The sequence below is a fragment of the Microcoleus sp. MOSTC5 genome (assembly GCF_036701825.1).
Taxonomy (GTDB): Bacteria; Cyanobacteriota; Cyanobacteriia; order Cyanobacteriales; family Microcoleaceae; genus Microcoleus; species Microcoleus asticus.
On the sequence record NZ_JAUBRK010000058.1, the window covers coordinates 1 to 23,337 of the forward strand.

General features: G+C 49.1%; 5 protein-coding genes. 1 reads left to right on the forward strand and 4 read right to left on the reverse strand.

Annotated features, from left to right (window positions below; genetic code table 11):
- From QUA54_RS26170 to ppsA, 4 genes are all read right to left on the reverse strand, one after another.
- Positions 1 to 3,736 (reverse strand): DUF4347 domain-containing protein (locus QUA54_RS26170; protein WP_333417033.1); only part of this gene is annotated, 3,736 nt, incomplete at its 3' end.
- 647 nt (positions 3,737 to 4,383) lie between these two features.
- Positions 4,384 to 11,385, reverse strand: coding sequence for a DUF4347 domain-containing protein (locus QUA54_RS26175; protein WP_333417035.1), 7,002 nt, complete (start codon positions 11,383 to 11,385; stop codon positions 4,384 to 4,386).
- Between the two features lie 1,359 nt (positions 11,386 to 12,744).
- On the reverse strand, positions 12,745 to 13,065 hold the full coding sequence (locus QUA54_RS26180; RefSeq protein ID WP_172191857.1) for a DUF6464 family protein: 321 nt from the start codon (positions 13,063 to 13,065) through the stop codon (positions 12,745 to 12,747).
- Positions 13,066 to 13,523: 458 nt separating this feature from the next.
- Positions 13,524 to 16,001 (reverse strand): phosphoenolpyruvate synthase, encoded by a 2,478-nt coding sequence (gene ppsA, locus QUA54_RS26185; RefSeq protein WP_333417037.1) that lies wholly within the window; start codon positions 15,999 to 16,001, stop codon positions 13,524 to 13,526.
- A gap of 792 nt (positions 16,002 to 16,793) precedes the next feature.
- On the opposite strand from ppsA, the gene QUA54_RS26190 reads away from it, so the two are divergent.
- Positions 16,794 to 23,288, forward strand: coding sequence for a PAS domain S-box protein (locus QUA54_RS26190; RefSeq protein WP_333417039.1), 6,495 nt, complete (start codon positions 16,794 to 16,796; stop codon positions 23,286 to 23,288).
- The last annotated feature ends 49 nt before the right edge of the window (positions 23,289 to 23,337 follow it).

Sequence of the window (23,337 nt, forward strand, 5' to 3'; positions counted from 1 at the left end):
TTGTAAAGTTGGCTGTCGATTGGAAAAATAATTGGTTAATGTCAGCAGGTGTCAGAATTTGACCGGCGGTGACAATCCGGCCGCCAGTATCGGGATTGCCTAAAAATATCAGCCCTTCATTTGCTGGTGGGACGGTGTTGATGGTGAAGGATGCGATCGAGCCGTCGGGGTCGCTTCCTCCGAGTCCTGCGATCGCCACAGCGCTGCTGGGACCAATCTCAAGGTTGACGTTGTTAGCTACGGGCGGTTGGTTTGGCACCGGCAGCAGCGCCGATACAGTAGCGCTGGCGGGGCTGGTGGCACCCTGGTTGTCTGTAGCGCTGTAGGTGAAATTTGCTGTTGTAAAGTTGGCTGTCGATTGGAAAAATAATTGGTTAATGTCAGCAGGTGTCAGAATTTGACCGGCGGTGACAATCGTGCCACCAGTAGCGGGATTGCCTAAAAATATCAGCCCTTCATTTGCTGGTGGGACGGTGTTGATGGTGAAGGAGGCGATCGAGCCGTCGGGGTCGCTTCCTCCAAGTCCTGCGATCGCCACAGCGCTGCTGGGGGCGATTTCGAGGTTGACGTTGCTAGCTATCGGCGGTTGGTTGGCGGGAGTCGGAGTCGGAGTCGGTGCGGGAGTTGGAGTCGGAGTCGGGGCAGAGGCGATGCTGGTAGTAACAGTTGCGCCGGGCTCGCTGCCGTTATTGTTGCCGGGATTCGGGTCATTCGTGGTTGAGGCACCTCTTGCCGTGTTGCTGACAGGGCCGGTCGCCGGGACTGGGAAAGTGACTCTCCGGCTGACGGTAACGCCGTCAGCTAAGCTGGCAATGGGCGGAAAGCTGACAATGCCTGTGGCTGGGTCGTAAATACCGCCGTTGGATGCTGTAACGCCTGTTAAACCGGGAACGATGCTGTCTGTAAGGGTGATGTTGGTAGCCGCACTCGGCCCACTGTTCGTCGCCGTAATTGTGTAGGTGACTGTCGATCCCGCGGCCGCAGTAACGGGCCCGGTTTTGAGCGTCACTACATCGGCGCTATCGGTGATAGTGGTGGTGACTCGCGCTTGGGGGCTGCTGCCGTTGTTGTTGGCAGGATTGGGGTCTGCGCTAGTTGAGGTGCTGCTAGCTGTGTTGGCGATCGGACCGCCGGTGACGGGAACTGCGAAACTGACGGTTCTGTTGGCGGTGGCTGCGCTGGCTAGGGATACGATCGCCGGCCAAGTCACAATACCTGTAGTTTGGTTGTAAGTTCCGCCGTCCGATGGGCTGACTCCTATTAAACCACGAACAATGGTGTCGGCGATCGCCACATTGGTTGCCGCACTCGGCCCACTGTTAGTGGCCGTAATTGTGTAGGTCACTGTCGAGCCTGCCGCCGCAGTAGCGGGCCCGGTTTTGACCGTCTCTACATCGGCACTCTGGGTGATAGCAGTGGTAACTCGCGCTTGAGGGCTGCTGCCGTTGTTGTTGTCAGGATTGGGGTCTGCGCTAGTTGAGGTGCTGCTAGCAGTGTTGGCGATCGGGCCGCCGGTGACGGGAACTGCGAAACTGACGGTTCTGTTGGCGGTGGCTGCGCTGGCTAGGGATACGATCGCCGGCCAAGTCACAATACCTGTAGTTGCGTTGTAAGTTCCGTTGTCCGATGGGCTGACTCCTATTAAACCAGGAACAATGGTGTCGGCGATCGCCACATTGGTTGCGGCACTCGGCCCACTGTTAGCCGCCGTAATTGTGTAGGTGACTGTCGAACCCGCGGCCGCAGTAACGGGCCCGGTTTTGAGCGTCACTACATCGGCAATATCGTTCGTAATAGTTGTGGTGACTCGCGCTTGGGGGCTGCTGCCGCTGTTGTTGGCGGGTAGGGGATCGATCGTGTTGCTGCTGCTGAATACACTGTTTGTAATAGGGCCGATAGTCGTTGGAGCGATAACGGTGACGGTGCGGGTCTCGCTGGCCCCAACAGCTAAATTCGGAATAGTTGGCCAGGTGACCAGTCTCGTTGTCGGATTGAAAGTGCCGCCGCTGTCGGCACTTTCAAATACTGCCCCTCGGGGCAGTTGGTCTTCAACCAGCACGTTTTCGGCCGGGTTCGGGCCATTATTTACTGTCGTAATTGTGTAAGTAATGGTGCTGCCCGGTGCCGCAGCGGGCGGGCCTTTTTTCGTTGTCGCAACATCTACTGTAGTAGGCGGCACGTCTATAGTTTGGATAGACAAAGTGCGAACGTCGTGAATATTGGTTGCGTCTCCCGTTGAACCAGCAAAACCAAATTTGAATGTTGGCGGGATTGGCCCGTTTATGCTTTCTAAATTGGGAATGTCGATAATAGTCTCGCCCACATCTGTAAACGAACCATTATTGTTGAGATCAAAGTTAACAGTGAGACGGTTTGGCGTTGCAGAAGTGGGAGGTTGCAAAATAACTTGAACTCTTCTTCTGGCTGGTTCGCGAGTGCTAGTAATAGTGTTAATCGGCGGAATTACGGGATTGGGAATATTATCTATTCCCCCCGGCACAAAGTTAGAAGTTAAAAACTGATATTGCGTAGCTTCGCTACCTCGAAGCGTTACCGAATCTGGTCTAATCCCCCCCGGAATTCCGCCTGCACGCCCTTCATTTTGAGTTGAAAAACTTCCAAATTCATCAAATCCAATTCCTAAATAACCTCCGAGTAAACCGGACTGATTTTCGTCTGTATTTTGGGCGTAGCCGAGAGAACCTCCAAAGCCTCCAGCTTTTGTTGGCGTCACAGTACCGTCAATTAAAAAGAAACTTATGCCGTCCCCTGTCAAATTGGCTGGAATCGGAGGACGTGAAGTGCCGTTGTAGGCAAATATATCGAAGACAATTTTAAGGCCACTGCTGACTGGTACCTGACTGTTATAGATGGCAAAAGTAGATTGGTCAAATCTTCTTGAAGTTAATCTCAAAGCCCCGCTGCCGAGCGGGTCGATGTTCAAACCCGGAAAACTCTCCGTTCCGGTTCCTGCTGTTAAAGCTGGAGCGTCTGACGGGCCGCTGACCCCAGATATCCAAGGCCCTATTAGACTTGCGTCTTGAAAAGTTTCATCAACTAAAGTCACGAGGACAGCGCTGTAAGTTTCCTGCGTTTTTGTTTCAAAGGCTATTGCAGTTTTTACTCGTCCTGCTTTAACATTTAATTGCCAGTTTCCACCTAATTTTGCACTACCAATTAGATTGTTGGAAGCGGCTATATTTGCGCCTGTTAATTTTCTCAGCTTCCGCACGAAAGCAATCCCTGATTTTCCAGCCCCAACCCTGCACGCTAATAATAAAATATCGGCTTTTTCGCTGAAAGCCTTTCGCCACTGCTGCAAATCACGATCGTACTTTAGTAAGTTTTCATCCTTTAGTAAAGTTGACCCCAGTTGCACGGAAGCTTCATTGCCGTGAGCCACTATCTGAAGGCTGGCAATGAAGCTGCGTTTAGCTAGAATCTCGGTAATTTGTTCTACTCCGTCCCGAGTTTTATCGAGGACAATTATCTCTGTTCCCGGTTTGACTCCGCTGGCAAGATGCTGATAATTTTCTACCCTCGGATCGATGCAAACTAAATGTTTTTTATGCTCGGTTTTGACGCGAAGACTCGCTTTTGTTAAACAGTAAATATCGAGCGCCGGAGCGCCCGCTAATGGCTCTCCAATCACAGGAGTTTTTATGCAGTCTTTGTCGCGGCGATCCCAACTTAATTTTTGAATTTGGGAAGAGTAGTTGCACCATAATTTCTTCATGAGTTAGATAGCTCCTTGACCTGTTAATTGTCAACCTTCAGCGGCAGATATTATTGTTAATTGCTAATCGGCAATTGTTAATTGCTAATTTCTCGGCTTCGCATAGTTAACAAGTTCCATTTACTGCGATTTTTATTTGATCGGCATCTTCCCAAAGTAGCAGTTAGCGGCATTTACCTCGGAAATTAGGCATTTTTTTAGCCAAGTCAGACTGGGCTAAAAATTATTGTTTGATGCAAAAAAAGTGGCGCGATGTACGAAAATACGCCGTGGAGTGCAATATTTATTTGCAAAAACCAGTTGACAAGTGTTGTTATTTGTAGTAATAACGGCTTGAACACTCAGAATTTTATTAGGACTTGAGTCCAGATAACAAACCAATTTTATGGTAGTCAATCAGCCCAAGCTCGCATAATATTTATCCAGGTAAAATAACCGTTATAACTTTTGTAGTTATCAACTCCGTTTGTTGAGCTTTTTCAGAAACAAATCACTCACTAAAACCTGTTTCAGAGGAGTGGAATAAGCGAACATAAAATAAGTCACGAGCTTGATGTTATTTAATTAAAAAATATTCTCCTAACGCGGTTTATTTAGCAAAGCAAGCGTGTAGAATAGTGGCAAAAGCCAGCGCATTAAATGCGCTTTTATCCTGAGCGCGCTCCAGCCACAAAATCGAGAGAAGTGAGAGAATTATTAGCCCCAAAAACCTGAGCCAAAACCTCCCCAGTGCCAGCAAATTTCACTAAAAAGCCATTGGCAGTCGAGTTAATTTGCAACGAGTCAAAACTCAAGCCCTCGGCGAGGACAAACTTGTCAGTTCCTACATCAAAATTGAGCACAGTATCGATACCGTTATTAGCACTCAACACAAAACGATCGCTGCCAATACCTCCTATCAAAGTATCATCTCCCCCATCGCCAAACAGCCAGTCATCCCCTGCACCCCCATTGAGAATATCCCTATCTTTCCCTCCGTTGAGGGTGTCATTACCATCATCACCGTTGAGAGTATCTTGACCTTCATTGGCGTATAACAGGTCATCGCCGCTGCCCCCGTTGATGCAATCTTGCTGGCCGTCTTCACCCACAGCGCCTCGCAGATTTTCCCCGCGATCGCCATTAATGGTATCGTTACCCTGATCGCCGCACAAAATATCGCTGCCGGAGTCGCCGTACATCAAGTCATTGCCAGCATCTCCGTGCACCAAGTCGTCATCCTTGCCACCGCGAACAATATCGTTACCCTCACCCCCACTCAAAGAGTCGGAACTCTCACCTGCGTTAAGAAAATCATTCCCATCTCCTCCAAACAGCAAGTCGCGGCCATCAACATCGGACACTAACTGGTTTTGCAAACCGCCGTAAAGCCAATCGTCTCCCTCATCCCCGACAATGGTGTCGGAACCGAGTTCGCCCCAAATTCGGTCGCTGTCTTTGCCGCCGTAAACTAAGTCGTTACCTTTGCCGGCAAAAATGCTGTCGTTACCGCTACTTCCGCCGATGATATCGCCCGTGTCGTTGCCGAAAATTAAGTCCGCTTCATCAGTTGCAACTGTGCTGCCCCCTGGAGTGCCGTAGTCGCCGATTATGGTGTCGGAACCTTGATTGCCGTAGAGAGTATCCGAGTCAGTTTCGCCAAAAATGCGATCGCCGGCTTTGCCTCCAAACAGCAAATCCCGGCCGTTGCCGCCAATCAAGGTGTCGTCATTGTCTTGGCCGTTGAGTAAGTCGTTGCCATCGCCTCCAAACAGTAAATCGAAGCCGTCTGGGTCGCTGTCTAGGGAGTTGAGGACGCCGCCAAACACAGAGTCATCTCCTTGGTCGCCCCAAAGGGTGTCCGCGCCTTTGTCGCCCCAAATCAGGTCGTTGTCGATACCACCGTAGGCGATGTCGCCAGCTTTGCCGGAGTAAATAGTGTCGGAACCTTGGTTGCTAGCAATGGCATCGCCTGAAGAACCGCCGAAAATCAGGTCGCCGTCGTTGTCGGTCAAGTCGATGTTGTTGCCGTTGTCACCGACGATGGTGTCGGCACCGCGATCGCCGTACAATGTGTCTCCGTTGCGATCGCCAAAAATGCGATCGTCTTGTTTGCCGCCAAAGACGGCATCGGTTTGTTTGCCGCCGTAAACGATGTCGTTGCCCTGACCTGCAGCTATGAAATCTCGCTGTTGTTCGCCGTAAACGATATCGCTGCCTGCTTCACCTAACACTGTGTCGTCACCGCGGAGGGAGAGAAACTGTTGGTTAGTTTCGTTTCCTGTTAAGGAATCGTTTCCCTCGGTTCCGAGAATTGTGTTTTGGATGTCGATGAGTTGTGCGGCGCTGGAATCGAAGTTGAGTGTTTGTGAAGGCTGGGGGGGGATAAATGTGAAGTTGGGCTGCTGGGGCAGTGGTTGGCAAGCGCAACCGGTATCTGGTTCGGGTACTGGACCGAATATCGGGGTCGCTTCTGGCGCTGGTGTTGGTGTTGGTGTTGGTGGTGTTGGTGGTGTTGGTGTTGGTGTTGGTGTTGGTTCCGGCGCGGGTGTTGGTTCCGGCGCGGGTGTTGGAGTTGGTGTTGGAGTTGCAGTTGCTTCCGGTTCCGGGGCTGGTATGGGCGTCGGCGCTGGTATGGGCGTCGGGGCTGGTGTCGCCGTCGGCGCGGGTATCGGCGTCGGCGCGGGTGTTGGTATCGGGGCTGGTGTCGGCGTCGGTGCGGGTATGGGCGTCGGCGCTGGTGTCGGCGTCGGTGCGGGTATCGGCGTCGGCGCTGGTATGGGCGTCGGCGCTGGTATGGGCGTCGGCGCTGGTATCGGCGTCGGCGCTGGTATCGGCGTCGGGGCTGGTGTCGGTATCGGCGCGGGTATCGGCGTTGGGGTTGGTGTTGGTATCGGGGCTGGTGTTGGTATCGGCGCGGGTATCGGCGTCGGGGTTGGTGTTGGTATCGGGGCTGGTGTTGGTATCGGGGCTGGTATCGGCGTCGGTTCCTTAAGGGGAATGAGAGAGACAGTGGCGACTGCCGCACTGGTGGCGCCGAGGTTATCTGTAGCGCTGTAGGTGAAGTTGGCCCCTGTGAAATTGCCGGACGCCTGGAAGAACAACTGGGTAATTTGCTCCGCTGTAAGGGTTTGACCTGTCGTTACCCGCACTCCCTGGTTGGGGTCGCCCAAGAACAGCGTGCCTTCATTGGCTGGCGGCAAGGTGTTTACGGTAAAGGAAACCACCGTCCCGTCTGGGTCGGTGCCTCCGAGTCCGGGGATGTTCACGGTTCTTCCCAGCAACACAGCGAGGCTGGAGTTGTTGGCGACGGGTGGCTGGTCGGTGGGAGGTAATAGTGCTAGCAGGGAGGCTGTTGCGGGGGCTGGACTGGTAGCGCCGCGGCTGTCTGTGGCGCTGTAGGTAAAGTTGGCGGCTGCGAATTCGCTGGTTGCTTGGAAGAATAACTGGCTGATTTGAGTCGTGCTCAGTCTTTGGCCTGCCGCGATCCGGATTCCCTGGCTGGGGTCGCCCAAGAACAGGACGCCTTGATTTGCGGGCGGCAGGGTGTTGATGGTGAAGAATTCGATCGAGTCGTCGGGGTCTTTGGCCGTCAGCCCTGTGAGGTTGACGGTGCTGTTTGGCGCCAGTGTCTTGCTGAAGTTTGTGGATACCGGCGGGTAGTTGAACGCCAGCGACACCAGAGAAACTGTGGCGGCAGGACTGCTGCCACCGAGATTGTCATTGCTGCTGTAGGTAAAATCAGCTCCTGTGAAATTGCCGGCCGACTGGAAGAATAACTGCGTCATTTGCTCGGCCCTCAGGGTTTGACCTGCCGTGACGGCGACTCCCCCCGTTGCGGGGTCGCCCAAGAACAGGATGCCTTGATTTGCCGGTGGCAGGGTGCTGATGGTGAATGTAACCACTGTGCCGTCTGAGTCTCTGCCTCCGAGCCCGCTAATTTGGACAACGCTGTTGGGCGCGATCGCCACATTGCTGCTGTCGGCTGATGGAAGTTTGTTGGGTGTTGGCTGCGCGAGTAAAATGGCGGTGGTGACAGTGGCTCTGGACTCGGAACCGTTGTTATTGCTGAGTTCGGGGTCAAAAGTGGTCGATCTGCTCTGGGAAGTATTGCTAATGGTACCCGTCGCTGGAACGACTACTGTTACTTCGCGGTTGATGTTGCTGCCGCTAGTCAAGCTGGGAAATGTTGGGAAGGTGACAACCCCTGTCACTGGGTCGTAAGTGCCGTTATCGGATGCCCTGACTCCCGTTAAACCGGGAATGATGCTGTCTGTAATCACTACGTTTTCAGCAGCACTCGGCCCATTGTTGGTGGTAGTTATAGTATAAGTCACAGAACTGCCGGCAGGAGCAGATGTGAGACCAGTCTTGGAGGTAACCAGGTCGGCCACAGGATCGATCGAGGTAATAACTTGACCCCCCGCCTGACCGGGCGCTGCGACTGTCGAGCCGTTGTTATTCGTCAAATCCGGGTCAAAAGTGGACGATCGACTCAATACAATATTGGTGATGCTCGTCAGGGTAGGCGGGGGTACAAAGCTGATGGTGCGGATCTGGTTGGTGCCACTAGCTAAAGTCCCGATCGCTGGGAAATCGATCGCCCCTGTGTCTGGATTGTAGGTTCCGCCGTCGGACACGGTGACTCCCGTTAAGCCGGGAATCAGGCTGTCGGTGATCACTACGTTGGCGGCGGGACTCGGCCCGTTGTTGGTAGTAGTGATTGTATAAAGGAGCGTGTCGCCCGCCTTGATGCTGGCCGGAGCGGTTTTTTGGGTGACAACATCGGCCACAGGATCGATCGAGGTAGTGACGGTGGCGTTGGGGTTGGTACCGTTGTTGTTGGCCGCAGAGGAGTCCGGCGTGATGGAGGTACTTCTTGCCGTGTTGCTGATGGAAGTTAGGGTGGGCGGTACTGTGAAGCCGATCGTCCGGGCGACTGTCTCCGCGTTGGCGATCGCGACGGGCCCGAAGGTGACAATGCCGGTCACTGGGTCGTACACGCCGCCGTTAGATGCCGTGACTCCGGTTAAGCCGGGAACTATGCTGTCAGTGATGGTTACAGCTTCTGCAGGGCTCGGGCCTAAGTTGACTGTGGCGATCGTATAGCTGACCGAGCTACCGGCCGTAGCACTCGTAGATCCCGTTTTCGTGGTTGCGAGGTCGGCGTTGGGCGCAATACTTGTCGTAACCGTAGAGTTAGTAAGAGTGCCGTCTTTGTTGGTTAGGGAGCCGTTGTTGTTAGTGGCGATCGGATCGAAAGTCGCCGAGCTGCTCCGGGCCGTGTTGCTGATGGCGGTACGGGTGGCTGGGGCGATGAAACTGACGGTGTGAGTCGCAGTAGCCGCATTTGCCAGCACCGTCAGTGCTGGGAATGTGACAACCCCTGTCACTGGGTCGTAAGTGCCGCCGTCCGATAGGCTGACTCCTGTTAAACCCGGAATAATGCTGTCAGTGATGGTCACATCGGCAGCGGGGTCTGGCCCTTTGTTAGTCGTAGTCAATGTGTAGGCGACGCTTGACCCGGCCGAGGTAGTCACAGGGCCACTTTTGGTAGTAACTAAATCCGCGACTGTATCGACAACTGTGGTAGAGACTACACCAGGCCCCTCGATTTGCCCTGGCGCGACTACACCGCTGTTGTTGCTGAGGTCGGGGTCGAAAGTCGAGCTAGTGCTGAATGCAACGTTGGCAAAACTGCTACCGCTGGTTAAACCGGGCGGCAGATTAATTGTCAGGGTGTAAGTCAGAGTCTCGCCGGCATTGAGAACGGGAATTAACGGCCAGGTGACAGCCTTGGTTTGGTTCACGTAAGTGCCGTTGTTGGAGGCACTGAGAACGGGCGGCAATCCGCCCGGAAGCAGCAGTTCTAAAGGTATTTCGTCTTGAATCAGGACATTTGTAGCGGGCGCTGGCCCCTTGTTTACAGTAGTAATCGTGTAGGTAATGCTGCCTTCGGACTTGACGAACTGCGGGCCGGTCTTGATAGTGGCAACCTCAGCCGCGATACTGGGAGGATTGATAGTTTCAACTACCAGGTTTTGAAGTTGGTGAATGTTGTTGGCGCTTCCTGTGGAACTGCCAAAACCAAATTTGAAAATTGGCGGTACTGCGCCGTTTTCGGCTGCCAAGTTGGGGATGTCGATCAATGTAGTTTCGTAAATGTCGTCGAAATTTTCATCGAAGGCAACGGTGAGGCGAGAGGGATGCACCGGATCGTTAGATGGATTGAGCGTAATTTGAACGGATCTTTTGGCTAAATCGCGATCGCTCGTGAACGTATTGCTGAAATTAAAATTCTTGCCCGGCTCAGGGCCGCTAAAGTCAATGCTCGTAGGAATGTTATCGATGCCGAAGGGAACGATCGCATTTGTTAAAAACTGATAACCGTTTGCTTGATTTCCTCTAACAGTTACTGAATCAGGTCTGAAAGAACCAATAGAGGAGCCGGGAATCGGAGGTGGCTCAGGGCCAGAGCGCCCTTCGGTGGATGTTGAAAAATTGCCAAACTCGTCAAGCCCAATGCCTAAATAACCTCCCTCAATACCGGGTATACCCGTTCGGGGAGCGTAAGCGACAGAACCGCCATAACCCCCAGTCCTTGTTGGGCTAACAGTCCCATCAATCAAGAAGAAACCCAGCCCGTCCCCTGGCTGAGGGCTAATAAATGGTTGCGGAGCATTAGCTTGCTCGCTTGAACCGTAAGAATAAAAATCAAACTGGACTCTGAGACCGTCGGTTGAAGGAATGGGGTTGTTGTAGATGACAAAGGCTTCCCGAAGGTTTACTGCTGGAGTTAATAGCAGAGCCCCATCGCCGGGACTCGAACCGCCCAAAGCCGGAAGTACGCCGGATACAGTGCCTCCGGTAATACCGGGGATAAGTTGATCGGCTGCTGGAACCCCGCTGCTGGGATCGAACAGCGCCCCGTCGTTTCCCCCGTAAATCCAAGGCCCCCTAACTGTGGAGTTTTTGAAAGTTTCGTTAACTAATGTGCCGAGGGTGTAAGGGTAGGCTTCGAGCACTTCTTTTTCAATGGCGATACTCGCCTTTATTTCCCCTGTCGCAAACTTTAATTGCCAGTCGCCGCCGAGTGCCGCACTCCCCGTCAAGTTGTCGGAAGCTGCAATATCTGCACCGACCATCAAGCTCAGCCGCCGCACGAAGGCCTCGCCGCTTTCCCCCGCTGCGACGCTGCACCCGAGTAACAAGATATCTCCTCTCTCGCTGAGGGCTTGTCCCCACTGCTGTAACAAATGGCTGTAGGTTTCTAAGTTGTCGCTGCACAGTTCGATCGATCCAAGTTGCACTCGGGCTTCTCGACCGTGAGAAACTATCTGAAGGCTGTCTAAATCGCTGCAATTAGCCAGAATTCTAGTAATTTGCTCGACTCCATCCAGCGTCGAGTCCAGTACAAATACCTCTGTATCGGCTGTTGCTCCTCTTGCCAAGCTGCCGCTGTTCTCTACTCTGGCATCGATGAACAATACATTTTTTACACTCAGGGCGCTCACCGACTCGGTTGCTCGTAAAAATTCTCTGTGGGGATGCCGAATTCCCGCGCCGCTATCTAGTTTATGGGACAGGAAACAATCTTCTGTTTTTACTTTTTTTATTGTTTTTTTGTGAGTGTAAACTGCTGTTTTTCGGGAGTTTTTGTCCGCAATCATTGCGGTGGAATCACATATGTTTGGGCTTAGGAAAAGTGATTTTTTGCAGATGCTTTGCATTGTCAAGTTGTCTCAATGATTGTAGATAAATTACCCAGTTCAAGATGATAATTATCACGTATTGAAAAGGTTGAATTGCAGACTAAGAGGCTCTGTTGCTTGACTTAGAGAAAGAGCAACAAGCGAATTTAACTCAACACAAAGCAGTGCTACCTTGATAGTTGATAGCATGGCAAATATCGCCGATAGAAACATTGAGGATTTAGAGTTTAAATCCCAATAATCTATCTATGGGGTGAGATTTTGCCTTCGACTTTCTTTTCTGTTAGCGAGTGTATCTGTTACACGCAGATCTCTTACATCGCGCAGTAGATAATAACAGGAGTTCTCAAAAATTTACTTGATGAGGTTTTCTGTAGATCGTCTAATGCACTTTATTTGCAGAGAATTTTCACTATTTCTGGACGCATAAAGGGGTTTGAGGGACGAAAAGACTTCGTGCAGCCCTTGCTCCCGGTAAAAAAGTCGCTTTCTTTGGTTTTGGTGCGCAGACCCTGTGGACAATAGCAACTAGACATTAATTAGGGTGTTATAGCCGTGACATAATTATGCCGGCCGTGCCCGAAGTGTCATTCAACTGAGATCTTGTACCATTCTCAATAACCTTTCTATGGGCGGCTTCTCCTGCCCACTCCACAAGAAAATACACTTTTTGTGGAACAGGTCGGAAATCCTGTTAAGCGAGAATGGTGGAACATATGAGATTCAATTGAAATTGGCATACCCTGTATCGACGAGGCGTCTTAAAAATTCATGACTTGCAGTCTGGAAATAGCAATCCTGGTTTGAGACTGTTTCGCTGCGATCGCAAAAACAGATTAGTGCCGCCCACAACTAACTTCTCAAACTGTCAACAAGCGAGTTTTCGAGCGGATTTCTGTTTAAAGTAAATGCTCGGGACAATCGTTCGTGCAGAATTTTTCATGATGTTTTGGAGAAACTGGCTTGGAAATTTGCCCGTCAGCTACTTGGGATTTTTGTTCGCTAATTTTCTTAACTGCAGGAGTTACGCCTAAGAGACTTGAAACCCAATTTATTTCTAAATTTCTCGTCGCCCAACCAAAGTTTATGGTCTAAGCCTGGTTTCCGATCGTAAGTCCTCAACTAGAAAAACACCGATTGCAATCCGCCAGTTATGGCAACTGTAACCCAGCAATACTGCTCGATTAGGTTTTAATTGCTGACTTTGGGCGCGGGTCGTCCAAAACAAGCTCCAAAAATAATCCTGACACGTAAGTACATATTAACTCACTGATTATTATATCAGCAAATGTGCCTACATACAACCCCCCATACAAGCTATATCTTTTCACCGCGAACGTCAAGAGCTCTGGATTGGTAGTACCGACAGTCTTGACATGGCCCAGAAGGATTGACAGCGCAGCGAATGTAATTAGAGCGGGCGTTATACTCGCAAGTGATATCGCCGATCGGATAACCGAGACCTTCTATGTAAGTGCGATCGGCAATTGCTAGTTGAGATCGCAGGGGTCTATTCGCTACCGCCAGCCTAGCCGCTGCAATTCTATCGCGGGCTTGGGTTTCGGCAGAGCGCATCACCCACAAAGACACCAGCGACGGAACTAAACCTATGAAAATTATCAGGAGAGCAGTTAGCACTTTTTCAGAGCTTATGTGGAGAATATTTGTTTTAATTTAGGCGATCGGCAACAGAAAATTATCTCCGAAACGACGGTTTTAAATTAGAAAAGTTCCCGACCAAATTTCCAACTATTATGCCGTTAACCGTTAAGCGTTAACCGTTTGCTGGCGGGTGAGGAGGGCGATCGCTGTTGGCGCCACTTTTTTCGTAAAGCGCATCGCCAGCACTCAACAAAGCCAGAAGCCCAGGTATGGTGTGATATTATGTCCGGTCAATTACCGCAATAAAATAGGTTTGTAGTGACGAATGCAAGTCCTCATAAAAATCAGAGGACTGGGATTCATCACTACAAACGCGAGATCGGTTATTGGACAGGACTAGAGATGAGAAACCGGGTCGAGTTCAAAAACAACCAAACCAGAAAAGGGCGCAGCTATTGTTTGAGAAACTCGGTTTCTCTCAAAAACCAAAACTGTTAAACTTTAGCAACATCCCCCGCTAAATCCATCAACGAACCCGCACCTTCCACCTTAGCAACATCCAACAAAGTCTTTAAAACCGAATCTGGATTCAAACTAATCGAATCAATTCCCAACTCAACCAAGAATCGAGCAAACTCAGGATAATCGCTGGGCGCCTGACCGCAAATCCCAATCTTGCGGCCGTACTTCTTCGCCGCTTTAATGGCAATTTCTACCATTCGCTTGACAGCTTCATTCCGTTCGTCAAAGATGTGCGCGACTAAAGCAGAATCCCGGTCTAATCCTAATGTTAGCTGAGTTAAATCGTTAGAGCCGATCGAGAATCCGTCAAAAACTTGCGCGAATTCGTCAGCAAATATGACATTGCTCGGCAATTCGCACATCACATAGACTTGCAAGCCGTTTTCGCCCTTGACTAAACCGTGTTTTGCCATCTCTGCCAACACTTTTCGACCTTCCTCCGGGGTGCGACAAAATGGAATCATCGGAATCACATTTGTCAAGCCCATTTCGTCGCGAACTCGCTTCAATGCTTTGCATTCCAAAGCGTAAGCTTCGCGGTAATTCGGGTCGTAATAGCGAGAGGCGCCGCGCCACCCGATCATCGGGTTTTCTTCCTTGGGTTCAAACTGCCGCCCTCCCAAAAGATTAGCGTATTCGTTGCTCTTGAAATCGCTCATCCGCACGATGACTGGGTTGGGATAAAATGCGGCAGCAATTGTGGCAATTCCGTGGGCGAGTTTGTCGGTGAAGAAATCGGGTTTGTGTTGGTAAAGTGCTGTCAGTTCGGCAATTTCTTCCTTGACTGATTCATCTGCCAATTCGTCAAAGTGAATCAGTGCCAGCGGGTGTGCTTTAATGTGATTGGCAATGATAAATTCCAGCCGCGCCAAGCCTACGCCGTCGCAAGGAATTGCTGATAAACCAAAGGCTTCTTCTGGATTTCCGACATTCATTAAAATTTGAGTGCGGGTGCGGGGCAAATTCTCGATCGCAGTTTCTTGAATTTCAAAAGGAAGCAAACCGGCATAAACTTTGCCTTCGTCTCCTTCCGAACAAGAAACAGTGATTTCTTGATGGTTTTTTAAGATTTGGGTGGCGTCGCCGGTGCCGACAATGGCGGGAATCCCCATTTCTCGGGCGATGATCGCGGCGTGACAAGTGCGGCCGCCGGAATTGGTGACGATCGCACTTGCTTTTTTCATGATCGGTTCCCAATCCGGGTCTGTTTTGTTGGTGACAAGAACTTCTCCTGATTGAAATTCAGCGATTCTGTGAACATCTAAAATCACGCGGGCTTTGCCTTGTCCGATTGATTCGCCAACGGCGCGTCCTTTTGCCAAAATTGCACTGGAACCTTGCAATTTGTAGTTGCGCAAAACTTTAGCCGACTTTTGAGATTGTACTGTTTCGGGTCGCGCTTGGACGATAAACAATTCGCCCGTATTGCCGTCTTTTGCCCACTCAATGTCCATCGGGGTATAAGTCCCGCGCACTTGGGAGTAGTGTTCTTCTATGACTACAGCCCACTCTGCTAGTTGCAGAATTTCATCATCTTGTATGGCAAATTTATTTTTTTCTGCTGCTATCACAGATACGTTTTTTGTGTATTTAGAACCGCCGATATCGTACACCATTTTGAGTGTTTTGCTGCCGAGGCGTTTGTCTAAAATCGGCCGAAAACCTTGTTTTAATGTTGGTTTAAAGACGAAGTATTCGTCGGGGTTGACGGCGCCTTGGACGACGTTTTCGCCTAATCCGTAGGCGGCGGTGACTAATACGGCGTTTTTGAATCCGGTTTCGGTGTCGATGCTGAACATGACGCCGGAGGATGCTAAGTCCGATCGCACCATTTTTTGTACGCCGACAGATAAGGCGACTTCAAAGTGGTCGAAACCCCGCTGTTGGCGGTAGGAAATCGCTCTGTCGGTGAATATGGAGGCGAAGCATTTGTGACAGCATTCGAGGACGCCAGCGCAAGCTTGGACGTTGAGGTAGGTTTCTTGCTGTCCCGCGAAACTAGCGTCTGGTAAGTCTTCGGCGGTGGCGGAGGAACGTACTGCTACGTCGGTACTGTCGCCGTAGCGATCGCACAATTTCTCGTAAGCATCCGCAATCGCAGCTTGCAATTCTCGCGGAAACGGCGTGTCGAGAATCAGTGCCCGCGCTTGCTTGCCTTTTTGTCGCAGGTTTTGCAGATCTTCTACGTCTAAATCGGCAAAAATTTCGCGCAATTTAGCTTCTAAACCCGCCGACTCGATGAAGTAGCGGTAAGCGTGTGCTGTTGTTGCAAATCCGTTGGGAACTCTGACTCCTTTGGGGGTTAATTGTTGAATCATTTCGCCCAAAGAAGCATTTTTCCCGCCTACTAATGAGATGTCGGCGATGCCGACTTCATCAAACCACAATACTAAGGCTTTTTCTTTCGGAATAAAAACGGGTTTTTGTTGAATTGCTAATTTGTCCAGCATTGCTTTTTTCCTCTCAACTTCCGCTCAATTAGATACCTAGACAGCAAACAATTTACTGTCAAAGCAGTTTCAATTCACTGTCAATTTTTAAAACGTAGTTTTGTTGCGAAAAATATCTAATTTTTTCTGAGGCTGTCTCTAGCAGGCTTTTTGATCCCCTCTATTTCAAGAGTATCACTTTTTCGGTAAATAGCAAGAGCTGTGGAGAAAATTTATTTGATTGCAAAAAGTAAAGAAATGGCTGTGATGAGTTTAAGTAAGCTATCATAAAATAACTGGTAAAAATGTGAATATCAAAGATAGTTCCCACCGCTTTTTTGGCGCTGAGCGCACATTTGTGCGGGGATAGCGCTCGAATTGTATTGGTAGCGGAATCGAATGGCAACAAAGGGTGGGTTTCGATCGCGCGATCGGCTGACCCGCCCAAAAACGGATACTTGTGAACGACACGAGTCGTGAGCCGGCCAAAATTTTAGACCCTTGTTCAAGCTCCCCGATTCATCTGTGGAGTAAATCTAAAATTTAAAATCTAAAATCGGCTGACCGGGGCGATCGCCCAAAAAACACAACACGAAGCAGCTTAGTTTCCTCCTGAAACCGAGCATCTAAAAACCGTTAAAATTTTCCCTCTAATTGCGTTGACCTAGTTAGAGAAAAAACACAGTCGCATAGAGTCGATTGTAATTCTTGAACCAGGGAGTTTTTAACTTGGAGCGGCGGTATTTTTGGCGATGCAATTATTTATATGCTATAATAGTTATCTCGACTGCCTTATGACAAAAAACAAGGTGTATGATATCAGTTTTGAGCTCAGCCGCACAGCGAAACGGCTTTAAAGTTCTTCTAGTCGAAGACAATCAAGCCGAAGCCGATCTGATCGAAGAATTATTATTAGAAACAAAAGTTAGCAGGTCCGAGCGCCAAAGGCTGTCAGTAAGCTGTACCGATCGTCTCAGCAAAGCGCAGCAACTTTTGATCGGCGAACATTTTGATGTGATTTTACTAGACCTTTCGCTGCCCGACAGCCAAGACTTAAGTACAATTGTCAAAATACAAGAATACAGCCTAAATACTCCGATTGTCGTACTGACAGCACGCAACGATGAAGAACTTGCCATACAGTCAATCCAAGCCGGAGCTCAGGATTATCTAGTCAAGCGAAACATCGACAGCGAAGTGTTAATTCGATCGCTCCGCTACGCAGTCGAGCGGCAGCACAACCAAGAAGCTTTGCGCAAAAGCGAAGAAAAATATCGCTCGGTAGTCGAGAATTCTCTCGTTGGGATTGCCATTCTTGCTCCTCCACTTTCCCCCTCAGAACCCGAAAAATGTCGGTGTTTGGAAGTGAACGATGCTTTGTGCGACTTGCTGGGATACGATCGCCAAGATTTTTTCCACGAAAATTGGCAGCGGTGGGGTTTTCCTGAAGACAGGCAAGCTAGTGTAGAGCAGTTAAATAAAATTTTTGCAGGGGACAGCGAAGGCTATGTTTTAGACAAAAGGTGGCGCAGAAAAGACGGAACAACAGTTTATACTAGAGTTTCCCTGCGCTGTATTCGCGGCCGGGACGGCTCCATCGACCGGATGATTAAAGTAATCTTGGATGTGAGCGATCGCTACCATTACGAAGCTAAATTAAAAGCATCAGAAGATTTTTTAAATCACACGATTAATGCTACTCCCGACCCGATTTTTGTCAAAGACGAGCAGCACAGGTGGGTCGTATTAAACGACGCTTTTTGTGACTTGATGGGAAAAAGGCGACAAGAACTGATCGGTAAATCGGGATACGAATTTTTGTCACCAGCAAAAGCCCAAAAATTTTGGCAAAAAGACGAAGAAGTATTCAGAACTGGCATCGCTGAAGAAACGGAAGACAAATTTACAGACAGAGACGGAAAAAAACGCATTATTTCGATTAAAAAAAGTGTATTTAAAGCAACTGACAGCAGTAAAATGTTAGTCGGCACTATTCGAGATGTCACAGAGTACAAGCAGCAACAATTAGCTTTGAAAGAGAGCGAAGCTAGATTGCAAAAAATGGCATCCAACGTGCCGGGAATGATTTATCAATTCCGGTTAGAGCCGGGGGGGAGAAAGTATTTTACTTACGTTTCTTCTGGCAGCAAGAAACTTTACCAATTAGAAGCGAAAGAGATAGAAAAAAAGAAAAATTTTGCTTATGAAACAATTCATCCAGATGACCTCACAGGCTTTGAAAAATCGATAAAAATTTCAGCAATGACTCTGCAACCTTGGCAGCACCAGTGGCGACAAATTATCCAGGGCAAAGTGAAGTGGCTGCAAGGTGCCTCGAAGCCAGAAATGCAAGCAAACGGTGATATCGTTTGGGACGGTTTGGTGATGGATGTTACGGAATTAAAACAAACCCAGCAAGACCGCGATCGATTTTTTAATCTCTCGCTTGATTTACTTTGCATTGCAGGTTTGGACGGCTATTTCAAACGCTTAAACCCGGCTTGGTCAAATGTAGTAGGTTACAGCAGCGATGAAATGCTAGCCCAACCTTTTATAGAGTTCGTGCATCTAGAAGACCGAGAAATAACTATAGCTGAATTAGAAAAAATTAAAAATGGCAATCCGATTATTAACTTAGAAAACCGCTATCTTTGCCAAGATGGCACTTATAAATGGCTGTCGTGGACGGCTTCGCCGTTTGCAGAAGAAGGTTTGATGTATGCAGTTGCTCGCGACGTTACATTTAGCAAGCAAGCTGAAGCTGAACTGCGCAAGAGCGAAGCCACCAACCGCGCTCTTTTAAATGCGATACCGGACATGATATTTCGCTGTCGGGCAGACGGCACTTTTGTAGACTTCAAACCTGCCAAAGATTTCGAGAATATCCTACCGAAAATAAGAGTAATCGGTCAAAAAGCACAAGACATATTGCCTGCTGCTTTTGCTGAAAAAATCTTGTCCGGCAATCAACAAGCGATCGATACCGGGGAGATTCAAGTCGTAGAATATCAAATGCCAGTTAATGGTGAACTTTACGATTTTGAAGCGAGAATTGTTTTCTGCCCCGATGACGAAATTATTGCGATCGTCCGCGACATCACTCAACGCAAACGATCCGAGTCATTACTCCACAGGCAAGCAGCAGCAATGGCCCAAGCTTCCGAAGGTATCGCCATAATCAGTGCGAGGGAAGAGGTGATTTATTGCAACGCAGCCCAACTCAAAATCTACGGTTACGACTCTCTTGAAGAAATCTTAGGTGAAAGTTGGAAAATATTCTACGAAGGTGCAGAACTGCAAAGGTTCGAGCAAGAAGTCATGCCGGCTTTAGTGCAGAAAGGTTGTTACAGCACCGAAGCAGTAGGATGCCGCCGCGACCGATCGAAAGTCCCTATAGATGTCTCCCTGACAATGCTGCCCGGCGGGGAAACCATTTGCATTGTTCGTGATATTTCCCAAAGAAAACAAACAGAAGCAGCACTGCGAGAAAGCCAGCGGTTCACTCAACAAATTGCTGGGGCAAGTCCTAATATGTTGTATGTTTACGACTTAATAGAACAAAAAACTATCTATGCGAACGATTCTATCTACCAGATTCTCGGGTATACAGTAGAGGAGATTCAGGCAATCGGGCCGTGGATGATGTCAACTTTAATGCACCCGGAAGATTCAATCAAAATACCTGATTATTTACAGCAAGTCGAAACGGGTACGGAAGGGGATATCTTTGAAATTGAATACCGAATCAGGCACAAGGATGGTTCTTGGCGCTGGATTGTCAGCCGAGATACTGTATTTGCGAAAACAGCAGACGGCAAGTTAAAACAAATTCTCGGGACGGGAACTGATATTACAGAAAGCAAGCAAGCAGAAGATGAAATAAAGCTGTTGCTGGCAGCAACTCAAGCAATTAGTCAGTCTGTCGATTTTCACAGCGCCCTCGCAGATATCCTGCGGTTGCTGTGCAATGCGATCGGCTGGAATTTTGCGGAAGCCTGGATACCGGATGCTAACGCTACTTTTTTGGAACACAGCGAAACTTGGTACGCTAGCGATCGCGATTTAGATAGGTTCGGCCGCGAAAGTAAAAAAATTAGATTCGCCACCGGAGTGGGGGTACCCGGACGGATTTGGTCAACCCGAAAAGTAGAATGGATTGAAGATATTTCTGTAGCCAAAAGTTATCTTTTTGCCCGATCGCAAATGGCGACAGCATTGGGATTGAAAAGTTGTTTCGGAGTGCCAATTTGCGCTAGCTCAAATGTGCTGGCAGTTTTAGTATTCTGCAAGCGCGATCGATCGGTTATGGAACCGCGTATAGTAGAGTTGGTCAAGGCAGTAGCTACTCAGTTGGGCGCTCATATTCAGCGCAAACAAGCCGAAGAAGAGTTGCGGAAAAGTGAAGAACGCTGGCAGTTAGTTCTCAAAGGCAATCAAGACGGAATTTGGGATATGGATCTTCAAACAAATGAAGCTTTTCGATCTGCTCGCTGGCAAGAAATTATCGGTTACACAGACGGCGAAATCGACAGCAGCAACTACGCATGGATCGATCGCATCCATCAAGACGATCGCTCGCGAGTGCAAGCAGCGATCCAAAATTATCTCGATCGCCAAACCCCCAATTACGCCGCCGAATACCGCTTGCAGTGCAAAGACGGCAGCTATAAATGGGTGCTCGCCCGCGCTCAAGCAGTGTGGGACAAAGCCGGCAATCCCCTGCGGATGGTGGGTTCGATGACGGATATCAGCGATCGCAAAGCAGCAGAATTAGCATTGCTGCGGGTCACTCAAGCCGTCGAAAGTACCAGCGACGCGATCGTGATCGCCGACTTAAAAGGGCTGTCTATTTACCACAATCAAGCCTTTATTCAGCGTTACGGCTACACAGTGGAAGAACTCAACGATCTTGCCGATATCGCCGTGCTTTACGTCCGACCTAAAAGTTATAAACTAATTTATAAAAATCTTCGCAAAGGTCGCTCTTGGTCTGGCGAAGTTGCGCTGCAAACTAAGAGCGGCGAATCTGTTACTGCTTTGGTGCGAGCCGACAGCATTCAAGATATAAATGGTCATTCAATCGGCTTAGTGGGAGTTATTACAGACATCACAAAACGCAAAGAATCTGAAATGATTTTGCACCAGAGATTAAAGCGCGAACAGTTGGCAGTAGCTATGCTGGAACGCATTAGATATTCTCTCAATTTAGAAGAAATTCTCACCAAAAGTGTCGAAGAGGTGCGGCAATTTTTGCAAGTAGACCGCACTGTTATTTACCAATTCAATCCGGATGGGAGTGGGTTTATTGCTGTCGAGTCTGTTGCGGAAAATGTCCGACCAATTGTAGGAATGAAAATTCATGACCCCTGTTTTGGGAAAGCCTACGTTACTCTTTACCAAGACGGCAGAATTACAGCCGCAGAAGATGTTTACAATGCCGGCATGGCCGAGTGCCACTTGAGTTTGTTGACTGGGCTAGACGTGAGAGCGAATCTGGTAGTGCCAATTGTGCAAGGCAAAAACTTGTGGGGGCTGTTAATTGCCCACCACTGCACAGGCCCGCGTCCCTGGCAGCAATTGGAGGCAGAGTGCCTGAAACAATTGGGGGTGCAGTTGGCGATCGCCATTCAGCAATCGACGCTTTTTGAACAAGCACAAACCGAAATTGCCGAGCGCAAGCTTGCAGAAGCAGCCCTGCAATTAGCTAAAGAAGCCGCGGAATCGGCTAACCGCGCTAAAAGCGACTTTCTCGCCAACATGAGCCACGAGTTGCGGACGCCTTTGAACGGGATTTTGGGATACATTCAACTGCTCAAACTGGATAAAAATTTTACCGCCGACCAGCAAGACAGTCTCAACAACATTAACCAGTGCGGCAACCACCTGCTGATGCTGATTAATGATGTTTTAGACCTCTCGAAAATCGAAGCTCGTAAAATGGAACTGTCACCGGCGAACGTGCATTTTCCCAGCTTTGTTAAAAGTATTGTTGATTTGTTCCAGATGCGATCGGATCAAAAAGGAATTGCCTTTAATTACGAGCAGGTTTCGGCTCTGCCAGACGCCATTTTGGTTGACGAAAAAAGGTTGCGTCAAGTTTTGATTAATTTGCTCAGCAATGCCGTTAAGTTTACGGACAGCGGCGGCGTTACATTCAAAGTCGGCTATGCAGAAAATTCAGCCGAAAATTATCGTCAAATTAACGGCGAAAATTCGAGTTTAACAGCGGAAGTTGCCACTCAAACAATCAATTTGACCGCAAAGTTAGACGCGCAGCCAATGTCGCTCTCGCCGCTGGCAACAAAACAAGCGTCCGAGGTGATAACAGTAGCAAATAATGGCGATCGTGGCTCTACCGCTAAAATCCGCTTTCAAATCGAAGATACCGGAATTGGCATCAGGCAGAATAAATTAGAAGAAATATTTTTGCCTTTTCATCAAGTGGGCGATCGTAGCAATTTCGTCGAAGGTACCGGACTGGGACTTTCCATCAGCCAAAAATTAGTCAAAATGATGGGTAGCCAAATTCGCGTCCAAAGTACCTCCGGCAAAGGCAGCATATTTTGGTTGGATCTAGACTTGCCGGCACTCGCCCAGTCTTCTGAACTCCCCTCCACCCAAGAAAAACGCCGGCTTGTCGGTTTTAGCGGCCGCCAGCGGAAAGTGCTCGTCGTGGACGATCACGAAGTAAATCGCGCCCTGCTACAGAGGCTGCTTACTCGTTTGGGCTTTGAAATTGCAGAAGCTACAGACGGCAAAGACTGCATACACAAAGCACAGGAATTTCTACCGGATATAATTTTAATGGATTTGCTGATGCCCGTAATGGACGGTTGGGAAGCTACCAGGCGGCTGCGACAGTTGCCGGAATTAAAAGATGTGGTTATCCTTGCTTTGTCCGCTAACGTTTACGAGACTACCAGGCAACAGAGTCTACTTGCAGGTTGCGATAGTTTTCTCACCAAACCGATTCAAACTAAAGAGCTTTTAGAATTATTGCGCCTGCATTTGAGACTAGAATGGGTTTACGAAGAAGGAGGAGAAACCAAAAAGCGGAAAGCTCAAACCCCCACAGCATCATCTGAGATTGCTGCTGCTGACTCAACGATAGTGTCTCCTCCCTCAGAATCAGTCTTGGCATTGTTAAGATTGGCTGCAATGGGCGATATTGAAGCTATTCTGGAAGAAACTGCTAAACTCCAACATTCTGACCCGACATTAGTGCCTTTCGTTCATCACCTGCGCCAACTTACTAAAGGATTTCAGCTCAAGCAAATTCGAGATTTTTTGAAGGAACATTTGTCCTAAAATTGACTGTAGCTAACAGACAACTCAAAATCAGTTAAATCTCGCGCCC

Excerpts from the sequence above, each read along its gene's own strand:
- QUA54_RS26175 (WP_333417035.1), bottom strand. The coding sequence starts at position 11,385 with ATGATTGCGGACAAAAACTCCCGAAAAACAGCAGTTTACACTCACAAA.
- ppsA (WP_333417037.1), bottom strand. The coding sequence starts at position 16,001 with ATGCTGGACAAATTAGCAATTCAACAAAAACCCGTTTTTATTCCGAAA.
- QUA54_RS26190 (WP_333417039.1), top strand. The coding sequence starts at position 16,794 with ATGATATCAGTTTTGAGCTCAGCCGCACAGCGAAACGGCTTTAAAGTT.